Genomic DNA, 17,794 nt, shown 5'->3' with positions numbered 1-17,794 from the left:
TATAACCGGTTAGTTGACAACGGGCGAACCGATGTGCTGGACTGGGGGAGATTTGTAACTAACCAGTTAGAAGGAGACACCATGCCGCAGAGGGTCGCACTCGTCACCGGCGCGTCGTCGGGAATCGGCGAGGCCACCGCGCTCGAACTGCTGCAGCGCGGATTCGTCGTGTACGGCGGTGCACGCCGCGTGGAGCGCATGCAGGGCATCGCCGACCGGGGTGGACGCATCCTCGAGCTCGACGTCACCGACGACGACTCGATGCGGGCCGCGGTCGACACGATCCTCGCCGAACAGGGCCGGGTCGACGTGCTCGTCAACAACGCGGGGTACGGCTCGTACGGCGCCCTCGAGGACGTGCCGATCGACGAGGCGCGCCGCCAGTTCGAGGTGAACGTCTTCGGGCTCGCCCGGCTGACCCAGCTCGTGCTGCCCGGCATGCGCGAGCGCCGCAGCGGCACGATCGTGAACATCTCCTCGATCGGCGGCAAGATCTACGAGCCGCTCGGCAGCTGGTACCACGCCACCAAGTTCGCCGTCGAGGGCCTCAGCGACTCGCTGCGCGTCGAGCTGCAGCCCCACGGCATCGACGTCGTCATCATCGAGCCCGGCGCCATCCGCACGGAGTGGAACGGGATCTCCCGCGACGGGGCCGTCGCGCAGTCGGGCAGCACGGCCTACGCGGGCCAGGCGCAGACGCTCGTGCGCACCTACGAGACGGTCGACGGGCCCCGGCTCGCCGCCGACCCGCAGGTCGTCGCCGACGCGATCGCCAAGGCCGTCACCGCCAGGCGGCCGCGCACGCGGTACGCCGTGCCCTCCTCGGCGAAGCTCGTCCTCTTTCTGCGCTGGCTCCTGCCCGACCGGGCGTTCGACGGCGTGGTCGCCCGCGTCTTCGGCGGGTCCTGATCCCGCAGCCGCGCGGCTCGACCGAGCGCGGCATCCGTCAGGCCGGCGAGTCGCCGAGGAGCCGCTCGAGCGCGTCGAGCACCGGACGCTGTCCCGCGACGAGCAGCTCGCGCGCCTCGTCGAGCCCCACCCAACGCGCCTCGTCAACCTCGGGGAACGCCGTGCGGCGTCCCGAGCGCGGCGGCCACTCGAGCTCGAAGGTGTTGCTGCGCAACTCGTCGATCGCGAACGCCGGGGCCGCGGCGGCGAAGACGTGCACGAGCTTGCCCGACGCGTAGCGGAACGTCCCGAGGTCGGCGTACTCGGCGGCGGGCGGCTCGGTGCCGATCTCCTCGGCGAACTCGCGCAGCGCGGCGGCCCGCGGATCCTCGCCGTCGTCGAGCTCGCCCTTCGGGATCGTCCACGCGGCGGCCTGCTTGCGCGCCCAGAAGGGTCCGCCCATGTGCGCGATGAAGACCTCGACCGCGGGCGCGGCGTGATACAGCAGCAGCCCGGCGCTCGTCACCGGCATCCGCGTGCCCGTTCGCCTGCGCTCAGTACTTGGATGCCTTCGCGAGCGCGAACAGGCAGACCACGAGACCGCCGCCGCCCACCACGGCGATGAATCCGATCGCCGCCCAGAGCATCGATTCGACCGACATCTGCACCTCCACGTGTCGGGTTCATTCTGCCGGTGCGGGTGACGCCGCGCCAGCACCGGCGCGCTGCGGCATCCGTCGGGCGGTGCGGGTACGGTGAGGAGACCGACGGAGGAGGCCGGGCATGGCACGCATCGCGATCATCGGCGGACACGGCAAGGTGGCGCTGCACCTCGAGCGCCTGCTCGCGGCACGCGGCGACGAGGTCGACGCGATCATCCGCAACGCGGAGCACTCCGCCGACGTGTCCGCGACGGGTGCGCGCCCCCTCGTCGCCGACGTCGAGACGCTCGACGTCGACGGCATCGCGGCGCTGCTCTCCGGTCACGACGCCGTCGTGTGGTCGGCGGGCGCGGGCGGCGGTAATCCCGACCGCACGTACGCCGTCGACCGCGACGCGGCGATCCGCGCGATCGAGGCCGCCCGGCAGGCCGGCGTCACCCGATTCGTGATGGTCTCGTACTTCGGCGCGGCGATCGACCACGGTGTCGCGGCAGCCGACCCCTTCTTCGCCTACGCGCAGGCGAAGGCGGCCGCCGACGAGCACCTGCGCGGCACCGACCTCGACTACACGATCCTCGGGCCGAGCCGACTCACCGACGGCCCCGGCACGGGCGCCATCGACGTCTCGGCCACGACGAGCGACGCGGTCGACCGGGCGGATGTCGCCGCGACGGTCGCGGCCGTGCTGCTCGAGCCGAACACCGTGCGGCGCACGATCCGCTTCAACGGCGGCGGCACGCCGATCGCCGACGCAGTGGCCTGGGACCCGCTCGCCTGACCCGCTCGCCTGACCCGCTCGCCGGCCCGCTCGCCCGCCGGCCCTACGCCGTCGGCTCGCCGATCGGGTCGACCTCGGGCGCCGCACCGTCGCCGGCCGTGAACGGCACGCTGCCCGCGCTGCAGTACGAGCCGGGCGAGTGCACGAGGTGCGCGATCCGCAGCTCGGCCTCGTCGTCGTCGCCCACGACGGGCGCGAACTCCGGCGCGACGTTCCACGCGAACTGCTCGGCGCCCGGGTAGGCACGGGCGTGCCGGCGCAGCCCGAGCGGCAGCAGCCGCAGTCGCCGGTCGACCCATTCGGCGTCCCACGGACCCTCGGCCGCGATCTGCTCGGCGGCGCGGAACTCGTAGTAGATCGTTCGCCGCAGCCGGTTGCCCGTGACCGCCTCCGAGCCGTGCACGACCATGACGTCGTGCACGAGCACGTCGCCGGGCTCGAGCTCGACCTGGATGACACCCGGGGCGTCCCAGCCGTACTCCTCCTGCAGCTGGCACACGTCGACCGGCGCGAGGTGCGAACCCGGGGCGACGCGCAGGGCGCCCTCGCCGGCGCGCGACGCGTCGAGGTAGACGTCGACGTTGAAGATGCGATGCGTGCGCGGGTGCACGGCGTCCTGGTGCCAGTCGATCGCCGCGCCGTCGCCGGTGTCCTTGAACACGAGCGACTCGTACGTGGGCACGGCGTTCGGCCCGGCCAGGCTCTCGGCGATGCCGAGCACGGCGGGGCTGCCGAGCAGCTCGAGCGAGGCGGGCTGCCCCTTGCCGTGCAGGTAGTCGACGCGGAACATCCGGCGTTCGCCGGCCCGCGTGGCCCACTGGTAGTCGGATGCCGCGGGGTCGCCCTCGTCGAGCGCGCGTCCCTCGGCGATCCACGTGTCGGCGGCGTGCTGCAGGCGCGCGAGCAGCTCGCCGGGGATGCGCCCGCGCAGCACGAGGTAGCCCTGCGCGTCGAACCGCGCGATCTCCTCGGGGGTGAGGTGGTAGTCGCGGGGCGCGACGGCGGGCACCGCGGGTGCGGCGGCGGCCGTGCCGGGATCGGTCAGGGTCATCGTGTCTCCTTCGGTGGTTCGGACGACTCCACGCTAGGCAGGAGGATCCCGCATCGCTTCCGATCGGATGTGCAAGAATTCCGGGATCATGAGTTCCTCCGGCGATCGACCGATGCCCGGTGACTGAGGCGCTCGCGGCGCGGCCGGAGGCCGCGCCCGGCCCGCACTCGTTCGGGCTCGCGTGCCGGCACGGCGCCCCCGACCGCATGACGATCGCCCACCGGCACGACGACCTCGAGTTCAACGTCGCGGAGGTCGACCTCGACTACCTCGTCGACGGTCGCCCGGTGCGCATCCCCGCGCGCCGCCTCGCGGTGTTCTGGGCGGCGCGACCGCACCAGCTCGTGAGCGACACGAGCGGTCGAGCCATCACATGGCTCACGGTGCCGCTCGATCGCTGCCTCGGCTGGGGGCTGCCGCCGCGCTTCGTCGAGCACCTGCTCGGCGGCGGGTTCGCCCTCCTCGACGCGACCGGACCGCTCGCGCTCGACGTGCGCGTCCCTGGTTGGCAGGCCGAGCTCGCGGGGGCCGACGACGAGCGGCGTACGGCCGCGCTCGAGATCGAGGCGTTCACGCGGCGCGCGGCACGCGCGGCGTCGGCCCATGTCGCGGCGTGGGCCGCGGCATCCGCGACCCGGCCGGGTGCCGCGGGCATGGCCGCATGGATCTCGGAGCACGCCCACGAGGACGTGCGGGTCGAGGACGTCGCCCGGCAGGCGCACCTGCACCCCCAGTACGCGATGACGGTGTTCCGCGCCGCGCTCGGCATCACGATGGGGGAGTACCTGGCGCACTGCCGGATCGCGCGCGCGCAGCACCTCCTGCTGACGACCGACCTGCCGGTGCCCGAGGTGGGATTCGCCGCGGGGTTCCGCTCGCAGAGCCAGTTCTACGCGCGATTCCGCGATCGATGCGGGGAGCCGCCCGGCGCGTACCGCCGCCGCCTGGGAGCCGCTGCTCGCTGACCCGGCCGGGCCGGCCACCACTCGGGCCGAGCACGACTCAGGGCATGACTCCGGGCACGGCTCAGGCCGAGTCGCGCCAGACGACCTCGGACTCGAGCTGCACCTCCTGCGCGCCCGCCTCGCCCCGGAGCTGGCCGAGCACGAGCAGTGCCGCCTGGCGCCCGAGGCCCGCGGCGGGCTGGCGCACGGTGGAGAGTCCCGGCAGTGTGCGCTTGGCCCACGCGCTGTCGTCGAAGCCGACGACGCCGACGTCGTCGGGCACGCGCCGGCCCGCGGCGCGCAGCGCCTCCATCGCGCCGGCGGCGACGGCGTCGGATGCCGCGAACACCCCGTCGACGTCGGGTGCCCGCTCGAGCAGCGCCTGCATGGCGTCGCGACCGGCGGAGTACGAGTAGAGCGCGACGGGTTCGACGAGCCGTTCGTCGAACCGATCGCCGAGCGCCTCGGTGAACCCCGCCAGCCGGTCGGCGCCGGAGTCGCGGTCGAGGGCCGCGGCGATCATGCCGATGCGCCGCCGTCCCGTCGCCGCGAGGCGCTCGGTGATCGCCCGTGCCGAGCCGCGGTTGTCGATCGTGACGAACGACGCGGTCGAGGCGCCCGGCGGATGGCCGACGTACGCGGCGGGCAGGTTGAGCCGCTCGACGACCCGGCTGATCGGGTCGTAGGCGCGCGCCGACACGATGATGACACCGTCGACGAGCCCGCCCGAGAGATACCGGGCGACCCGTTCGGTGTCGCGCTCGGAGTCGACGATGAGCACGGCCATCTGGTAGTCGGCCTCGGAGAGGGCGGTGTTCGCGCCCAGCAGGATCTCGCCGATGTTGGGGTCTTCGACGAAGAGCGAGTGCGGCTCGTGCACGATGAACCCGACTGCCTGGCTGCGCTGCATCACGAGGTTGCGCGCGGCGGTGTTGGGCACGTAGCCGACCTTGAGGATCGCCGCCTCGATCGCCTCCCGCGCACTCGCCGAGACGTAGCGCTCGCCATTGACGTACCGGCTCACCGTGCCGCGGGACACGCCCGCCTCGACGGCCACGTCGTGCACGGTGGCGCGCTTCGGCCGGGGCGTCGGGGTGGTCACGAGACTCACTGTACTGGGCGAGGCACTTGACATCCCGGCGGCGCGCTGGCACTCTGTGTACGTTCACAGACTCTCGAAGGTGAGTTGTCATCCTCGAAACTGTGCACGTTCACAGAACTGCAGGACGACGACCACGGGAGCACCTTGAACCACCACGCAGCGACGCTGGCGCAGGGGCCGATCCGGCTCCCGGCCCCCGCCGACGCACCGCTCCGCCCCCGCTTCCAGCACCAGGGCATCGCGTTCGGATGCGACTACAACCCCGAGCAGTGGGAGCCGTCGGTCTGGCGCGAGGACGTGGCGCTCATGCGCGAGGCGGGCGTCGACCTCGTGGCCGTCAACATCTTCGGCTGGTCGGCCCTGCAGGGACCCGACGGCACCTTCGACTTCGCCGCACTCGACGAGGTCATCGAGCTGCTGCACGGCGCCGGCATCCGGGTGAACCTCGGCACCGCGACGTCCTCCCCGCCGCCGTGGCTCACGACCCGGTACCCCGAGATCCTCCCGGTCATGGAGGACGGCACCACGCGGTACCCGGGCGGCCGGCAGGCCTGGTGCCCGAGCTCCCCGGTGTTCCGCGAGCACGCCCTCGCACTCGTCGAGGCCGTCGCGTCGCGCTACGGCGACCACCCGGCCGTCTCGCTCTGGCACGTGTCGAACGAGCTCGGATGCCACAACGCGCTCTGCCACTGCGACGCGAGCACCCGCGCGTTCCGCACCTGGCTCGAGCGCCGCCACGGCACGATCGCCGAGCTCAACCGCGCGTGGGGCACGAGCTTCTGGAGCCAGCGGTACACCGACTGGAACGAGATCGGCACGCCCCGGCTCACGGTCTCGACCCGCAACCCGGGGCAGGTGCTCGACTTCCACCGCTTCTCGTCCGACGAGCTGCTCGCTTACTACCGCGCCGAGGCCGCCGTCATCCGCCGGCACAGCGACCGCCCCATCACGACCAACTTCATGGTCACCGCGCACATCGAGAACCTCGACTACTGGTCGTGGGCCCCCGAGATGGACGTCGTCGCGAACGACCACTACCTCGACCACCGGCTGGGCGACCCGCGCGCCGAGCTCGCGTTCGCCGCCGACCTCACCCGAAACCTCGCGGGCGGCGAGCCGTGGCTGCTCATGGAGCACTCGACGGGCTCGGTGAACTGGCAGCCCGTGAACGCCGCCAAGGAGCCGGGCCAGATGCTGCGCAACTCGCTCACGCACGTGGCCCGCGGCGCCGACGCCGTGTGCTTCTTCCAGTGGCGTGCCTCGCTGCAGGGCTCGGAGAAGTTCCACTCCGCGCTGCTGCCGCACGCGGGGACCGACTCGGAGCTCTGGCGCGAGGTGGTCGAGCTCGGCGCGATCGTCGACCGGCTCGAGGAGGTGGCCGGCACCCGCGTGGTCGCCGACGTCGCCCTGCTGTTCAGCTGGGAGTCGTGGTGGGCGAGCGACGCCGAGAACCGCCCGACCCACGAGATCGCCTACCTCGACCAGGTGCACGCGCTCTACGGCGCGCTGCACGACCTCGGCGTCACGGTCGACGTGGTGCGGCCCGGCGCCGACCTCACGGGATACCGGCTCGTCGTCGTGCCCGGCCTCTACTCGGTTCGCGACGCGGAGGCCGCGACGCTCGACGCCGCCGTCGCCGCGGGCGCGCACGCCCTCGTCACCTTCTACAGCGGCATCGTCGACGAGCACGACCGGGTTCGCCCCGGCGGCTACCCCGGCGCGTGGCGCGACCTGCTCGGCATCCGCGTCGAGGAGTTCGCCCCGGTGCTGCCGGGCACGGCGCTGACGCTCGAGTCGGGTGCCGCCGCGTCGGTCTGGAGTGAGCGCATCGAGGCGACGGATGCCGCGGTCCTGGACCGGTTCGCCGACGGCCCCGCCGCGGGGCGCCCCGCGATCACCCGCCGCTCCGCGGCATCCGGAAGCGGCGTCGGCGACGCCTGGTACCTCGGCACCCTGCTCGAGCGGGAGGCGCTGCGCGACCTCGTGGGCCGCGTGCTCGCGGGCGCCGGCGTCGAGGCGGAGCCCGCGGCATCCGGAACCGTCGAGATCACCCGCCGCGTCGCCGACGACCGCGCGTACCGGTTCGTGGTCAACCACGGCACCTCCGACATCGAACTCGCCGCGCGCGGCGTGGAGCTCGTCACCGGCGACGCCGTCGCCGGATCGCTCACCGTTCCCGCCGGAGCGGTGCGCGTCATCAGAGAGGAAGGAGCGGCATGACCGCCCCCGTCACCACCCCTGCCGCCGCGCGCGACGCCGCGCGCGGCACGGGCGCCCCGCCGGCGCCGCATCGCCGGCGCCGCATCCAGCACCCCGGAGCGATCGTCGCCTTCGTGGCGCCGTTCGGCCTGCTGTTCCTGCTGTTCTACCTCGTGCCCATCGGCTACGCGATCTACCAGTCGCTGCTCGTCGTCGAGCGCGAGGGCACGTACGGCGCCGCGACCGAGGTCTTCGGCGGGCTCACGCAGTACGCGCTCGTGTTCCAGAACGAGGCGTTCTGGACGTCGGTCGGCCGCATGCTCGTGTTCGGCGTCGTGCAGGTGCCGATCATGCTGGGCCTCGCGCTGCTCTTCGCGCTGCTGCTCGACTCGCCCCTCCTGCGCGGCAAGAAGTTCTTCCGGCTCGCCTTCTTCGTGCCGTACGCGGTGCCGGGCGTGATCGCCGCGATCATGTGGGGCTTCCTGTTCTCGCCGAACCTGTCGCCGTTCCAGGAGCTCACGAAGCAGGTGGACTTCCTCTCGGCCGACCTCGTGCTCTGGTCGATCGCGAACGTCGTGACGTGGGTGTTCGTGGGCTACAACATGCTCATCATCTACTCGTCGCTGCTCGCGATCCCCGCCGAGATCTACGAGGCGGCCGTGCTCGACGGCGCGGGCCAGGGCCGCATCGCGTGGTCGATCAAGATCCCGCTCGTGCGCCCAGCGCTCATCCTCACCGCGATCTTCTCGATCATCGGCACGCTGCAGCTGCTCGCCGAGCCGCAGGTGTTCCGGTCGTTCAGCTCGGCGGTGACGAGCACCTACACGCCGAACATGACGATCTACGCGACGTCGTCCATTCCGAACGTGAACCTCGCCGCGGCCTTCTCGGTCGTGCTCGCGCTCGCCACGTTCGTGCTCTCGTTCACGTTCCTGCGCATCACCCGGAAGAAGGCCGAAGCATGAGCGCCGTCATCGACACGGAAGCCGCCCACGGCAGCATCGGCTCGGACGTCCCGGCAGGCCGCAGCCGCCGCGGCGCCGCCCCCGCCGGGCGGCGCCCGAAGGAGCGCTTCATCCCGCGCGCCGGCGCGATGCTCGTCATGGGCGTCTTCACCCTCTACTTCCTCGTGCCCATCTGGTGGCTCGTGGTGGCATCGACGAAGGACCGGGCCGACTTCCTCGGCACGAACCCGCTGTGGTTCGCGGACTTCGCCTTCTTCGACAACGTCGCCGCGCTCTTCGCCTACCGCGACGGCGTCTACCTGCGATGGCTGCTCAACAGCGTGCTCTACGCGGGCTTCGGCGCCCTCGTGGCCACGCTGCTCGCCGCCATGTGCGGGTACGCCCTCGCGAAGTACCGGTTCCCCGGCCGGGAGGCGATCTTCAACGTCGTGCTCGGCGGCGTGCTCGTGCCCGCAACCGCGCTCGCGCTGCCGCTGTTCCTGCTCTTCAGCCGGGTGCAGCTCACCGACACCTTCTGGTCGGTGTTCCTGCCGAGCGTCGTGAGCCCCTTCGGCGTGTACCTCACGCGGGTGTTCGCCGAGGCATCCGTGCCCGACGAACTGCTCGAGGCGAGCCGCCTCGACGGCGCGGGGGAGGTGCGCACCTTCTTCACGGTGTCGATCCGCCTCATGTTCCCCGCGCTCGTCACGGTCTTCCTGTTCCAGTTCGTGGCGATCTGGAACAACTTCTTCCTGCCGCTCATCATGCTGCGCAGCGAGGAGCTGTTCCCGGTCACCTTCGGCCTCTACGCGTGGAACTCGTCCATCAACCAGTTCCCCGAGCTCCGCAGCTTCGTGCTCGTCGGCGCGCTCCTGTCGATCATCCCCCTGATCGTCACCTTCCTCCTGCTTCAGCGGTACTGGCGCACGGGCCTCGGCACCGGCGCGCTGAAGTGAGGATCCCGTCCGGCAGCACTCGGACGGTCACCACCCAGCACCACCCCACCCAGCACCACCCCACCGAGAAAAGGAACACCATGCGTCACACGAAACGAGCGGTCGCCGCAGCCCTGCTCACCACCGTCGCGATCGCGATGGCCGGATGCTCCGCCGGAACCGCAGGCTCGGGCAGCGACGCCGCCGCCTCCTGCGAGCCCGCGGGCGGCGACGTCAAGCTGACCTTCACCTCCTGGATCCCCGGCATCGAGGACGCCGTCGCGATCTGGAACGAGGCGAACCCCGACATCCAGGTCGAAGTGCAGACCGGGCCGTCGGGCAACGCCGGCACCTACCAGAACTTCTTCAACCAGCTCGAGGCCGGCAACGCGCCCGACCTCGGCCAGATCGAGTACGACGCGCTGCCGAACTTCCGCGTGCAGGACGGCCTCGAGAACCTCGCCGTGTGCGAGGACATCGTGGCCGCGAAGGACCAGTTCCTCCCGTGGACCTGGAGCCAGGCGAGCCTCGGCACCGCCGACGAGCTCTACGGCGTGCCGCAGGACCAGGGCCCCATGGGCCTGTTCTACCGCAGCGACCTGTTCGAGAAGAACGGCATCCCCGTGCCCACCACGTGGGACGAGTACAAGGACGCCGCGGTGAAGATCCGCGCACTCGGCGGGTACATCACCAACTTCTCGCAGACCGACATCAACCAGTTCGCCGGATTCGTCTGGCAGGCGGGCGGCCAGTGGTTCGAGAACGACGGCGACGCGTGGACCGTCGACCTGACGAGCCCCGAGTCGACCAAGGTGGCCGACTACTGGCAGGACCTCATCGCGAACGACCTGGTCTCGACGTACCCGGCCTGGACCGATGAGTGGAACAACGCCTACAACTCGGGCGAGGTCTGGACCTGGAACTCCGCCGTCTGGGGCGCCAACTCGATCCTCAGCGGCGCGCCGGACACGGCGGGCAACTGGTCGGTGGCGCTCGCACCGCAGTGGGAGGCCGGCGGCGAGTCCGCGGGCAACTGGGGCGGTTCGTCGGTCGCGGTCTTCAAGGGCACCGACCACCTGTACGAGGCCGCGAAGTTCGCGCTGTGGCTGAACACCTCCGAGGAGGCGCTCACGTCGCTCAACAAGACGGCGCAGATCTACCCCGCCACCACGGCCGGCCTCGAGCTGCCCGTGCTCAAGGAGGGCGTCGACTTCTACGGCGGCCAGAAGATCTACGACGTGTTCGCCGAGGCGGCCACCCAGGTCAGCCCCGACTTCACGTGGGGCCCGACGATGACGCAGACGTACGCCGACGTCTCCGACGGCTTCAAGGCCGCCGCGAGCGGTGACGGCACGCTGCTCGACGCGCTCACCAAGGGCCAGGAGTCGACCATCTCGACCCTCGAGGCCCAGTCCATCCCGGTCGCGGAGTAGCCTCACCCCGTGATCCACCACCTCCGTGCCGCGGGCGTCGGCGTCATCGTCGACACCCGCGGCACGGGCGTGCCCGCCGTGCTGCACTGGGGTCCCGACCTCGGTGCGACGGATGCGGCCGCCCTGAGCGCCCTCGCCGCGGCATCCGTGCCGGCGGTGCCGCCGTCGTCGATCGACGTGCCCCTGCGGCTGAGCCTCGTGCCCACCCGCGGCGAGGGCTGGTCGGGCCGGCCGGGCGTGGAGCTGTTCCGCGACGCGGGCGGCGCCGACGGTGCGTCCGCGGCCCGAGCGTTGCGGGCGCCGCGGCTCGAGCTCGTGCCGGAGTCGGTGACGGTGTCGGCTCCTGCGGGTCCTGCGGATGCCGTCGGTGCGGCGGATCCCGCGGGCGGCACGGTCTCGTTCGAGCTCGTCGACCTCGACGCATCCGTCGCCGTCGCGACCCGCCTCGAGCTCACCCCCGAGGGGGTGCTGCGCCTGCGGCACCGCATCGAGAACCGTGGACGCTCGCCCCTCGGCGTGGGCCGTGCCGCGGTCGTGCTGCCCGTGCCCGCGCGAGCGAGCGAGCTGCTCGACTTCAGCGGGCTGTGGGCGCACGAGCGCCGGCCGATCCGTCGCGCGCTCGAGCACGGCGTGCACGCCCGCGAGGGCCGGCACGGCCGTGGCGGGCACGACGATGCGTACCTGCTCGCGGCGGGAACCCCGGGCTTCGGGTTCCGCACGGGCGAGGTGTGGGCCGCGCACGTCGCGTGGTCGGGCGACACCGAGCTGTGGGCGGAGCGTTCGGCGCTCGGGCCGGCGACCCTGGGCGGCGGCGAGCTGCTCGCGCCCGGCGAGGTCGCGCTCGCCGCGGGCGAGTCGCTCGAGACCCCGTGGACGGTCGCCGTCTACTCGGCCGAGGGCCTCGACGGGCTCTCCGACCGGCTGCACCCGTGGATCCGCTCGTGGTCGACGATCGCGGGCCGGCGGCGCCCCGTGGTGCTCAACACGTGGGAGGCCGTCTACTTCGACCAGTCGCTCGCGAAGCTCGAGCCGCTCATCGACGCGGCCGCCCGAGTGGGCGTGGAGCGGTTCGTCCTCGACGACGGCTGGTTCCTCGGCCGTCGCGACGACCGGCGGGCGCTCGGCGACTGGACGGTCGACCCGGCGATCTGGCCCGGCGGCCTCGGTCCGCTCATCGAGCGCGTGCGCGGCGCGGGCATGGAGTTCGGCCTCTGGGTCGAGCCCGAGATGGTGAGCGCCGATTCCGAGCTCGCCCGTGCGCACCCCGACTGGGTGCTCGGGCGATCGGGCGATCCCGAGTGGCGGTTCCAGCGCGTGCTCGACCTCACCGCGCCGGGAGCCGCCGAGCACCTCTTCGAGCGCCTCGACGCGCTGCTCGCCGGCAACGACATCGCCTACCTCAAGTGGGACCACAACCGCGACCTGCTCGGCGGCTCCGCGCACGCGCAGACCCACGCCGTGTACGCGCTCATCGACCGCCTCCGCGCAGCGCACCCCGGCGTCGAGATCGAGTCGTGCGCGTCGGGCGGCGCCCGCATCGACCTCGGCGTCCTCGAGCGCACGGACCGCGTCTGGGCGAGCGACACGAACGACCCGCTCGAGCGCCAGTCGATCCACCGGTACACGAGCCTCGTCGTGCCGCCCGAGTACCTGGGCTCGCACCTCGGCGCGGCCCGCGCGCACACGACGGGCCGTACCGCCGAGCTCTCGTTCCGCCTCGCGACGGCGCTCTTCGGCAGCGCCGGCATCGAATGGAACCTCGCGACGGCGTCGGAGGCCGAGCTCGCCGCCGTGGCGGCGTGGACCACGCAGTACCGGCGTCTGCGTCCGCTGCTGCACGGTGGCCGCGTGGTGCGAGCGGATGCCGCGGACCCGGCGCAGCTCGTGCACGGCGTCGTGGCATCCGACCGCCGTCATGCCGTGTTCTCGGTCGCGATGCTCGCGAGCGCCACGACGGCGCTGCCCCCGGCGGTGCGGATGCCGGGACTCGACCCCGACGCCGACTACACGGTGCGCGTGCTCGACCTCGGGCGTGCCCGCACGGTGCAGGACGCGAACCCGGCGTGGTTCGACGCGGGCGAGGTGCGGCTCACGGGACGCATGCTCGCCGAGGTCGGCCTGCCGATGCCGCTGCTCGCGCCGGAGAACGCGCTCGTCTTCGAACTCGTCGCCGACTGACGCGACAGCGGGGGCGGCGGGCGGGAGGATGGAGCCATGACCCCCACCGCTCCGCTCCTCGTGCTCATCGCCGGCCCCTACCGATCGGGCACCGGCGACGACCCGGCGAAGCTCGCCGCCAACGTCGACGCGATGAACCGCGCGGCCCTCGAGGTGTTCCGGCGCGGCCACATCCCGCTCACCGGCGAGGCGCTCGCCCTGCCGCTCGCGGAGCTCGCCGGCTCGACGGCACCGGGCGATGCCGCCTTCGACTCGGTCTTCCACCCGTACGCTCGTCTCCTCGTGGCGCGGTGCGATGCGGTGCTGCGGGTCGGGGGGCCCTCCGCCGGGGCCGACGAGATGGTCGAGATCGCCCGCGGGCGGGGCGCGGCCGCGTTCACGTCGGTCGACGAGCTGCCGCCGGTGGCGCGGACATGACGGTGCCGCTCTCCGGAGCGAACTCCGACGTGGGCGGGCCGATCGGCCACACGTACGGGGCCGTGCTCGTGCGGGCCGACCACGCGGTGTCCGACGTGGTCGCGGCGCTGCGCGGCATCCGCTTCAGCGGCTGGGTCGCCCCGGCCGACCAGGGCTGGATCGTCGCCGTCGCCCGGCTCGGCGGCGGCACGGCGGCGGCCGGGCGGCGCGGGATCGTCGAGGTGGGCGCGCTGCTGGCCGCGGAGCTGGCCACGACCGTGCTCGCCGTGCGCGTGCTGCTCGACCGGCAGCTCGTCCTCGCGGCGTGGAGCGCCGGCGACGAGCTCGGGCGGTACTCGAGCGATCCGTCGCGGGAGCCCGGCGCCGACGAGACGGTTCTGACGGATCCGCTCGGCGAGGAGTACGCCGAGGCGTTCGCGGCGGCCTGCGGCCGGCCGGATGCCGCCGAGGAGCTCGCCGAGGTGCTGGGGGAGGAGCTCGACTCCGACAGCGTCTACGAGTCGGAACGGCTCGCGCAGGTGCTGCGCCTGCTCGGGCTGCCCACCTGGCTCGTGGCCGCCGCGGCATTGCCGCGCGACCTGCCGACCGGACCGCGCTCGCGCGACCTCGTGCGGCTCGGCGCCGGGATGCCGGGATTCGCGGGCCGCTTCCTCGGGGGCGCGGTGCACGTCGTGCGTCGCCGCACGACGCCGCCGCCCGTGATCGCCGACCCGCCGACGTCGGCGGGATTCGCGATCGACCCCTGGCTGCTCTGAGCGACCGACGAGCGCGACGGGGGCGTCAGCCGCGGCGGCGCATCAGCCCGCGCGGGCGACCGCGGGGCCCTCGCTGAACTGGCAGGAGGTCGCGGTCAGGCGCTGCTCCGGGTCGAGGCGGGTGAGCACGGCGCCCGCGATCTCGTAGAGCTGCCCGAGCTGCTCGGGGGAGAGGGCGTCGAGCACGTTTGCGCGCACGGTCTCGACGTGGCCCGGCGCGGCATCCGCGATGAGCTGCATGCCCGCCTCGGTGATCGTGGCGTTCGTGGCCCGCCGGTCGGTGGGGCACGGGAAGCGATGGATGAGGCCGCGCTCCTCGAGCCGGCGCGCGACGTGCGAGAGGCGGGGGAGGGTCGCGTTCGTGCGGGCCGCGAGCGCGGTCATGCGCATCGTGCGGTCGGGCGACTCGGCGAGCGCCATGAGCGCCGCGTACTCGAAGTGCGTGAGCTGCGCGTCACGCAGCAGTTGCGCGTCGAGCGCGCCCGGGAGCAGTTCGGTGAGCGCGACGAGCCGCACCCATGCGGCGGATTCCTCGGTGCTCAGCCAGTGCGTCTCTTCGCTCATGTCCTCCATTGTCGCACATTAGTTGACACGACAACTGATTACGGCTATGGTTTTGGTTGTCGGAACAAGTAATCGCGTCGAAGGGCGTGGAGAGGACATCATGACGACGGTCAGCATCATCGGAAACGGCAACATGGGCACTGCGATCGGAGGCATCGTCGCAGCCGGCGGCAACACCGTCGAGTACGTGGGCCGCGACACCGACGCCATCACGGGCGACATCGTGATCCTCGCCGTGCCGTACCCCTCGGTCGCCGAGATCGTAGCCGCTCGCGGCGCGCAGCTCGCCGGCAAGGTCGTGGTCGACATCACGAACCCGCTCGACTTCGAGACCTTCGACTCGCTCGTCGTGCCCGCCGACGGCTCCGCCGCCGCCGTGATCGCCGCGGCCCTGCCCGAGTCGCGGGTGCTGAAGGCCTTCAACACCAACTTCGCAGCCACCCTCGCGTCGAAGACGGTCGGCGAACAGCCCACCACGGTCCTCATCGCGGGCGACGACGACCTCGCCAAGCAGGCGCTCGCCGATGTCGTTCGCGCTGGCGGCGTCAAGGCCGTCGACGCGGGCAAGCTCTCGCGCGCCCGTGAGCTCGAGGCCATCGGCTTCCTCCAGCTCACCCTCGCGGTGCAGGAGCAGATCGGCTGGAACGCGGGGCTCGCACTCGTCGCCTGAGTATCACGCCTGCCCGAACGCGCTCGAAGCGCCCGCTGCCGCCCGGCCGCGGGCGCTTCGCCGTTGCGGCGCCGCCGACCTGTCAACCCGTTGACGCGTGGCGAGCACCCGAGGAACGTGGAGGAATCCACCGAACCCGAGTGCGAGGAGGCATCATGAGCGACCCGCTAAACCCGTGGGAGGACAAGGACCGGCTCGAGCCGTCGGGCGATCTCTCGCCGGAGGCGGAGGGGCTCACGGGCATCATGAACACCGTCGGCGCCGGTCTGCGCCCGGGCGTCGGGCCCGGATCCGACACCGTCGACACCGAGCACGACGCTGAGCAGGCGCGCGAAGCGGCGGCAGGCGGGGTCGGCGATCCCGACGCCGGCAACGCGGCCGATCGTGCGGTCGACGTCAATCGGGACGTCGATCCCGACCGCGACCCCGGCAGGTCCGACACCGACACCGACGCCGCGCCCGACGCGAACGACCTCGAGGCCGACAACCCGGTCGAGCAGGAGACCGTCGAGACGGTCGACCCGCGCAACGCCCCCGCCTGACCGGCCGTCGGCCGCGCTGCCTCCGCGGGTCCTCCGGCCCGTGCCGACGAGTGGCGCGCGGCTAGCGTGACACCGTGGACTGGGCCGACTGGTTCTCGTGGTTCGACGCGGGAGACTCCGATCTCGCGCGCCAGGTGCTGCAGCGCGGCATCGCCGCCCTGTTCCTCCTCGCGTTCCTGTCGTCGCTGAACCAGTTCCGGGCGCTGCTCGGCGAACGCGGCCTGCTGCCCGTTCCCGAGCTGCTCGACGCCGTGCACCGCGCCGAGGCCGCCACGGCGGAGCGCGCGACATCCGATCGCGTGCCGCTCCTGCGCCGCACCCGCAGCCGCGGCTACCTCGGCCCGACCCTCTTCCGATGGGGCTACACGGACCGACGCCTCGTCGCCGTGTGCGTCGCGGGCATGGTGGTCGCGGCATCCGTCGTGCTCGGCCTGCCCCAGCTGGGCCCGCAGTGGGTGCCGATGCTGGTGTTCCTCACGATGTGGGGGCTGTACCTCTCGATCGTGAGCGTCGGCCAGACCTTCTACGGCTTCGGCTGGGAGATGCTGCTGTGCGAGGCGGGCTTCCTCATGGCGTTCCTCGGGTCGGATGCCGCGCCCCCGCCGCTCCCGATCATCGTGCTCACCTGGTGGCTCGTGTTCCGGCTCGAGTTCGGCGCGGGCATGATCAAGCTGCGCGGCGACGCCGCCTGGCGCGACCTCACGGCGCTCTACTACCACCACGAGACGCAGCCGATGCCGGGCCCGTTCAGCCGCCAGGCGCACCTGCTGCCCAAGTGGTTCCACCGCCTGGAGGTGGTCGGCAACCATGTCGCGCAGCTCGTCGTGCCGTTCCTCCTGTTCGCCCCGCAGCCGGTGCGCACGATCGCCGCGGCGGTCGTCATCGGCACGCAGCTGTGGCTCGTGGTCACGGGCAACTTCGCGTGGCTCAACTGGATCACGATCGTGCTCGCCTTCAGCGCGGTGGGCGACTCGGTCGTGCTGCAGCTGCTGCCGTTCCTGCCCGCCGATGCCCTCGGCGCGTCGGCGGGTGCGGTGGGGCCGGATGTCGCGAACCCCTGGTGGTGGATCGCGATCGTGCTCGTGGTGACGGCGCTCATCCTCTGGCTCAGCCGTCGCCCGCTCATGAACCTCTTCTCGAAGCGCCAGCTCATGAACACGAGCTTCGACCGCTGGCAGCTCGTGAACGCCTACGGCGCGTTCGGCAGCGTGACCCGCCAGCGCGTCGAGATCGTGGTCGAGGGCTCGCTCGCCGAGGATCCGGGCGACGACGACGCGGCGTTCGATCCGCAGGATCCCGACGACGCCGAGGCGGCGGCGAACGCCGGCTGGCGGGAGTACGAGTTCAAGGGCAAGCCCGGCGACGTGCGCCGCGTCTCCCGCCAGTTCGCCCCGTACCACCTGCGGCTCGACTGGCTCATGTGGTTCCTGCCGCTCGGCCGCATCGGCGAGCCGTGGTTCTACCGGTTCCTCGAGCACCTGCTGCGAGCGGATGCCGCGACGCTCCGCCTGCTGCGCATCGACCCCTTCGGCGGCGAGCCGCCCCGCTGGGTGCGCGCCCGCTCGTACCTCTACCGGTATGCGACGCACGCCGAGTTCCGCGCGACCGGCAGGCGGTGGATGCGGCATCCGCTCGCCGTCGTCATCCCGCCGCTGCGCCTGCGCGAGGCGCCGCCGCGCGACGGCGGCGCGGGCGGCGGCGGCGCGGGCGGCGCCGAGGGGTAGGCGTGTCG

At 72.5% G+C, this 17,794-nt stretch carries 17 protein-coding genes; 13 read left to right on the top strand and 4 right to left on the bottom strand.

Translation table 11 applies throughout. The features are described 5' to 3' along the window. Nucleotides 1-81: 81 nt before the first annotated feature. Nucleotides 82-909 (top strand): oxidoreductase, encoded by an 828-nt coding sequence (locus EDM22_RS14105; RefSeq protein WP_122937728.1) that lies wholly within the window; start codon nucleotides 82-84, stop codon nucleotides 907-909. Nucleotides 910-946: 37 nt separating this feature from the next. On the opposite strand, the gene EDM22_RS14100 is transcribed toward EDM22_RS14105, so the two are convergent. Next, on the bottom strand, nucleotides 947-1,420 hold the full coding sequence (locus tag EDM22_RS14100) for an NUDIX hydrolase (protein WP_122937727.1): 474 nt from the start codon (nucleotides 1,418-1,420) through the stop codon (nucleotides 947-949). Nucleotides 1,421-1,671: 251 nt separating this feature from the next. Here EDM22_RS14100 and EDM22_RS14095 point away from each other — a divergent pair, with 251 nt between their 5' ends. Further along, on the top strand, nucleotides 1,672-2,328 hold the full coding sequence (locus tag EDM22_RS14095; RefSeq protein ID WP_122937726.1) for an NAD(P)-dependent oxidoreductase: 657 nt from the start codon (nucleotides 1,672-1,674) through the stop codon (nucleotides 2,326-2,328). A 43-nt stretch (nucleotides 2,329-2,371) separates the two neighbouring features. On the opposite strand, the gene EDM22_RS14090 is transcribed toward EDM22_RS14095, so the two are convergent. Then, nucleotides 2,372-3,379: a phytanoyl-CoA dioxygenase family protein gene (locus tag EDM22_RS14090; RefSeq protein ID WP_122937725.1), complete on the bottom strand. Its 1,008-nt coding sequence runs from the start codon at nucleotides 3,377-3,379 to the stop codon at nucleotides 2,372-2,374. Between the two features lie 119 nt (nucleotides 3,380-3,498). On the opposite strand from EDM22_RS14090, the gene EDM22_RS14085 reads away from it, so the two are divergent. After that, the gene (locus tag EDM22_RS14085) at nucleotides 3,499-4,344 is read left to right on the top strand and encodes a helix-turn-helix domain-containing protein (RefSeq protein WP_122937724.1); all 846 of its coding nucleotides are present in this window, start codon (nucleotides 3,499-3,501) and stop codon (nucleotides 4,342-4,344) included. Between the two features lie 61 nt (nucleotides 4,345-4,405). Here the strand turns inward: EDM22_RS14085 and EDM22_RS14080 are convergent, their stop codons facing one another. After that, on the bottom strand, nucleotides 4,406-5,425 hold the full coding sequence (locus tag EDM22_RS14080; RefSeq protein WP_376917738.1) for a LacI family DNA-binding transcriptional regulator: 1,020 nt from the start codon (nucleotides 5,423-5,425) through the stop codon (nucleotides 4,406-4,408). A gap of 144 nt (nucleotides 5,426-5,569) precedes the next feature. On the opposite strand from EDM22_RS14080, the gene EDM22_RS14075 reads away from it, so the two are divergent. The 7 genes from EDM22_RS14075 to EDM22_RS14045 all read left to right on the top strand — a co-directional run bounded on the left by EDM22_RS14075 (nucleotide 5,570) and on the right by EDM22_RS14045 (nucleotide 14,286). Next, nucleotides 5,570-7,645, top strand: coding sequence for a beta-galactosidase (locus EDM22_RS14075; protein ID WP_376917737.1), 2,076 nt, complete (start codon nucleotides 5,570-5,572; stop codon nucleotides 7,643-7,645). Beyond that, nucleotides 7,642-8,589: a carbohydrate ABC transporter permease gene (locus EDM22_RS14070; RefSeq protein WP_122937722.1), complete on the top strand. Its 948-nt coding sequence runs from the start codon at nucleotides 7,642-7,644 to the stop codon at nucleotides 8,587-8,589. Before EDM22_RS14075 ends, EDM22_RS14070 begins: the two co-directional genes overlap by 4 nt. 128 nt (nucleotides 8,590-8,717) lie before the next feature. Beyond that, nucleotides 8,718-9,524 (top strand): carbohydrate ABC transporter permease, encoded by an 807-nt coding sequence (locus EDM22_RS14065; RefSeq protein ID WP_376917755.1) that lies wholly within the window; start codon nucleotides 8,718-8,720, stop codon nucleotides 9,522-9,524. An 80-nt stretch (nucleotides 9,525-9,604) separates the two neighbouring features. Next, nucleotides 9,605-10,936, top strand: a complete 1,332-nt coding sequence (locus EDM22_RS14060; protein WP_122937720.1) for an ABC transporter substrate-binding protein — start codon at nucleotides 9,605-9,607, stop codon at nucleotides 10,934-10,936. A 9-nt stretch (nucleotides 10,937-10,945) separates the two neighbouring features. Next, nucleotides 10,946-13,114, top strand: coding sequence for an alpha-galactosidase (locus EDM22_RS14055; RefSeq protein WP_122937719.1), 2,169 nt, complete (start codon nucleotides 10,946-10,948; stop codon nucleotides 13,112-13,114). A gap of 36 nt (nucleotides 13,115-13,150) precedes the next feature. Beyond that, nucleotides 13,151-13,531 (top strand): DUF4406 domain-containing protein, encoded by a 381-nt coding sequence (locus EDM22_RS14050; RefSeq protein WP_122937718.1) that lies wholly within the window; start codon nucleotides 13,151-13,153, stop codon nucleotides 13,529-13,531. Next, nucleotides 13,528-14,286 (top strand): hypothetical protein, encoded by a 759-nt coding sequence (locus EDM22_RS14045; protein ID WP_122937717.1) that lies wholly within the window; start codon nucleotides 13,528-13,530, stop codon nucleotides 14,284-14,286. The genes EDM22_RS14050 and EDM22_RS14045 overlap by 4 nt, the downstream gene beginning before the upstream one ends. A 42-nt stretch (nucleotides 14,287-14,328) precedes the next feature. Here EDM22_RS14045 and EDM22_RS14040 read toward each other — a convergent pair whose 3' ends face one another. Then, nucleotides 14,329-14,850, bottom strand: coding sequence for a MarR family winged helix-turn-helix transcriptional regulator (locus EDM22_RS14040; protein ID WP_122937716.1), 522 nt, complete (start codon nucleotides 14,848-14,850; stop codon nucleotides 14,329-14,331). A 100-nt stretch (nucleotides 14,851-14,950) separates the two neighbouring features. On the opposite strand from EDM22_RS14040, the gene EDM22_RS14035 reads away from it, so the two are divergent. The 3 genes from EDM22_RS14035 (at nucleotide 14,951) to EDM22_RS14025 (ending at nucleotide 17,786) form a co-directional block, all read left to right on the top strand. Continuing rightward, complete coding sequence (locus EDM22_RS14035; protein ID WP_122937715.1) at nucleotides 14,951-15,520, top strand: NADPH-dependent F420 reductase; 570 nt, start codon at nucleotides 14,951-14,953, stop codon at nucleotides 15,518-15,520. A 155-nt stretch (nucleotides 15,521-15,675) separates the two neighbouring features. Continuing rightward, the gene (locus tag EDM22_RS14030) at nucleotides 15,676-16,062 is read left to right on the top strand and encodes a hypothetical protein (RefSeq protein WP_122937714.1); all 387 of its coding nucleotides are present in this window, start codon (nucleotides 15,676-15,678) and stop codon (nucleotides 16,060-16,062) included. Between the two features lie 74 nt (nucleotides 16,063-16,136). Beyond that, the gene (locus EDM22_RS14025) at nucleotides 16,137-17,786 is read left to right on the top strand and encodes a lipase maturation factor family protein (protein WP_122937713.1); all 1,650 of its coding nucleotides are present in this window, start codon (nucleotides 16,137-16,139) and stop codon (nucleotides 17,784-17,786) included. The last annotated feature ends 8 nt before the right edge of the window (nucleotides 17,787-17,794 follow it).

Origin of the sequence: Agromyces tardus (assembly GCF_003710805.1) — a bacterium.
Classification (GTDB): Bacteria; Actinomycetota; Actinomycetes; order Actinomycetales; family Microbacteriaceae; genus Agromyces; species Agromyces tardus.
This window is presented reverse-complemented; position numbering and strand designations above follow the sequence as displayed.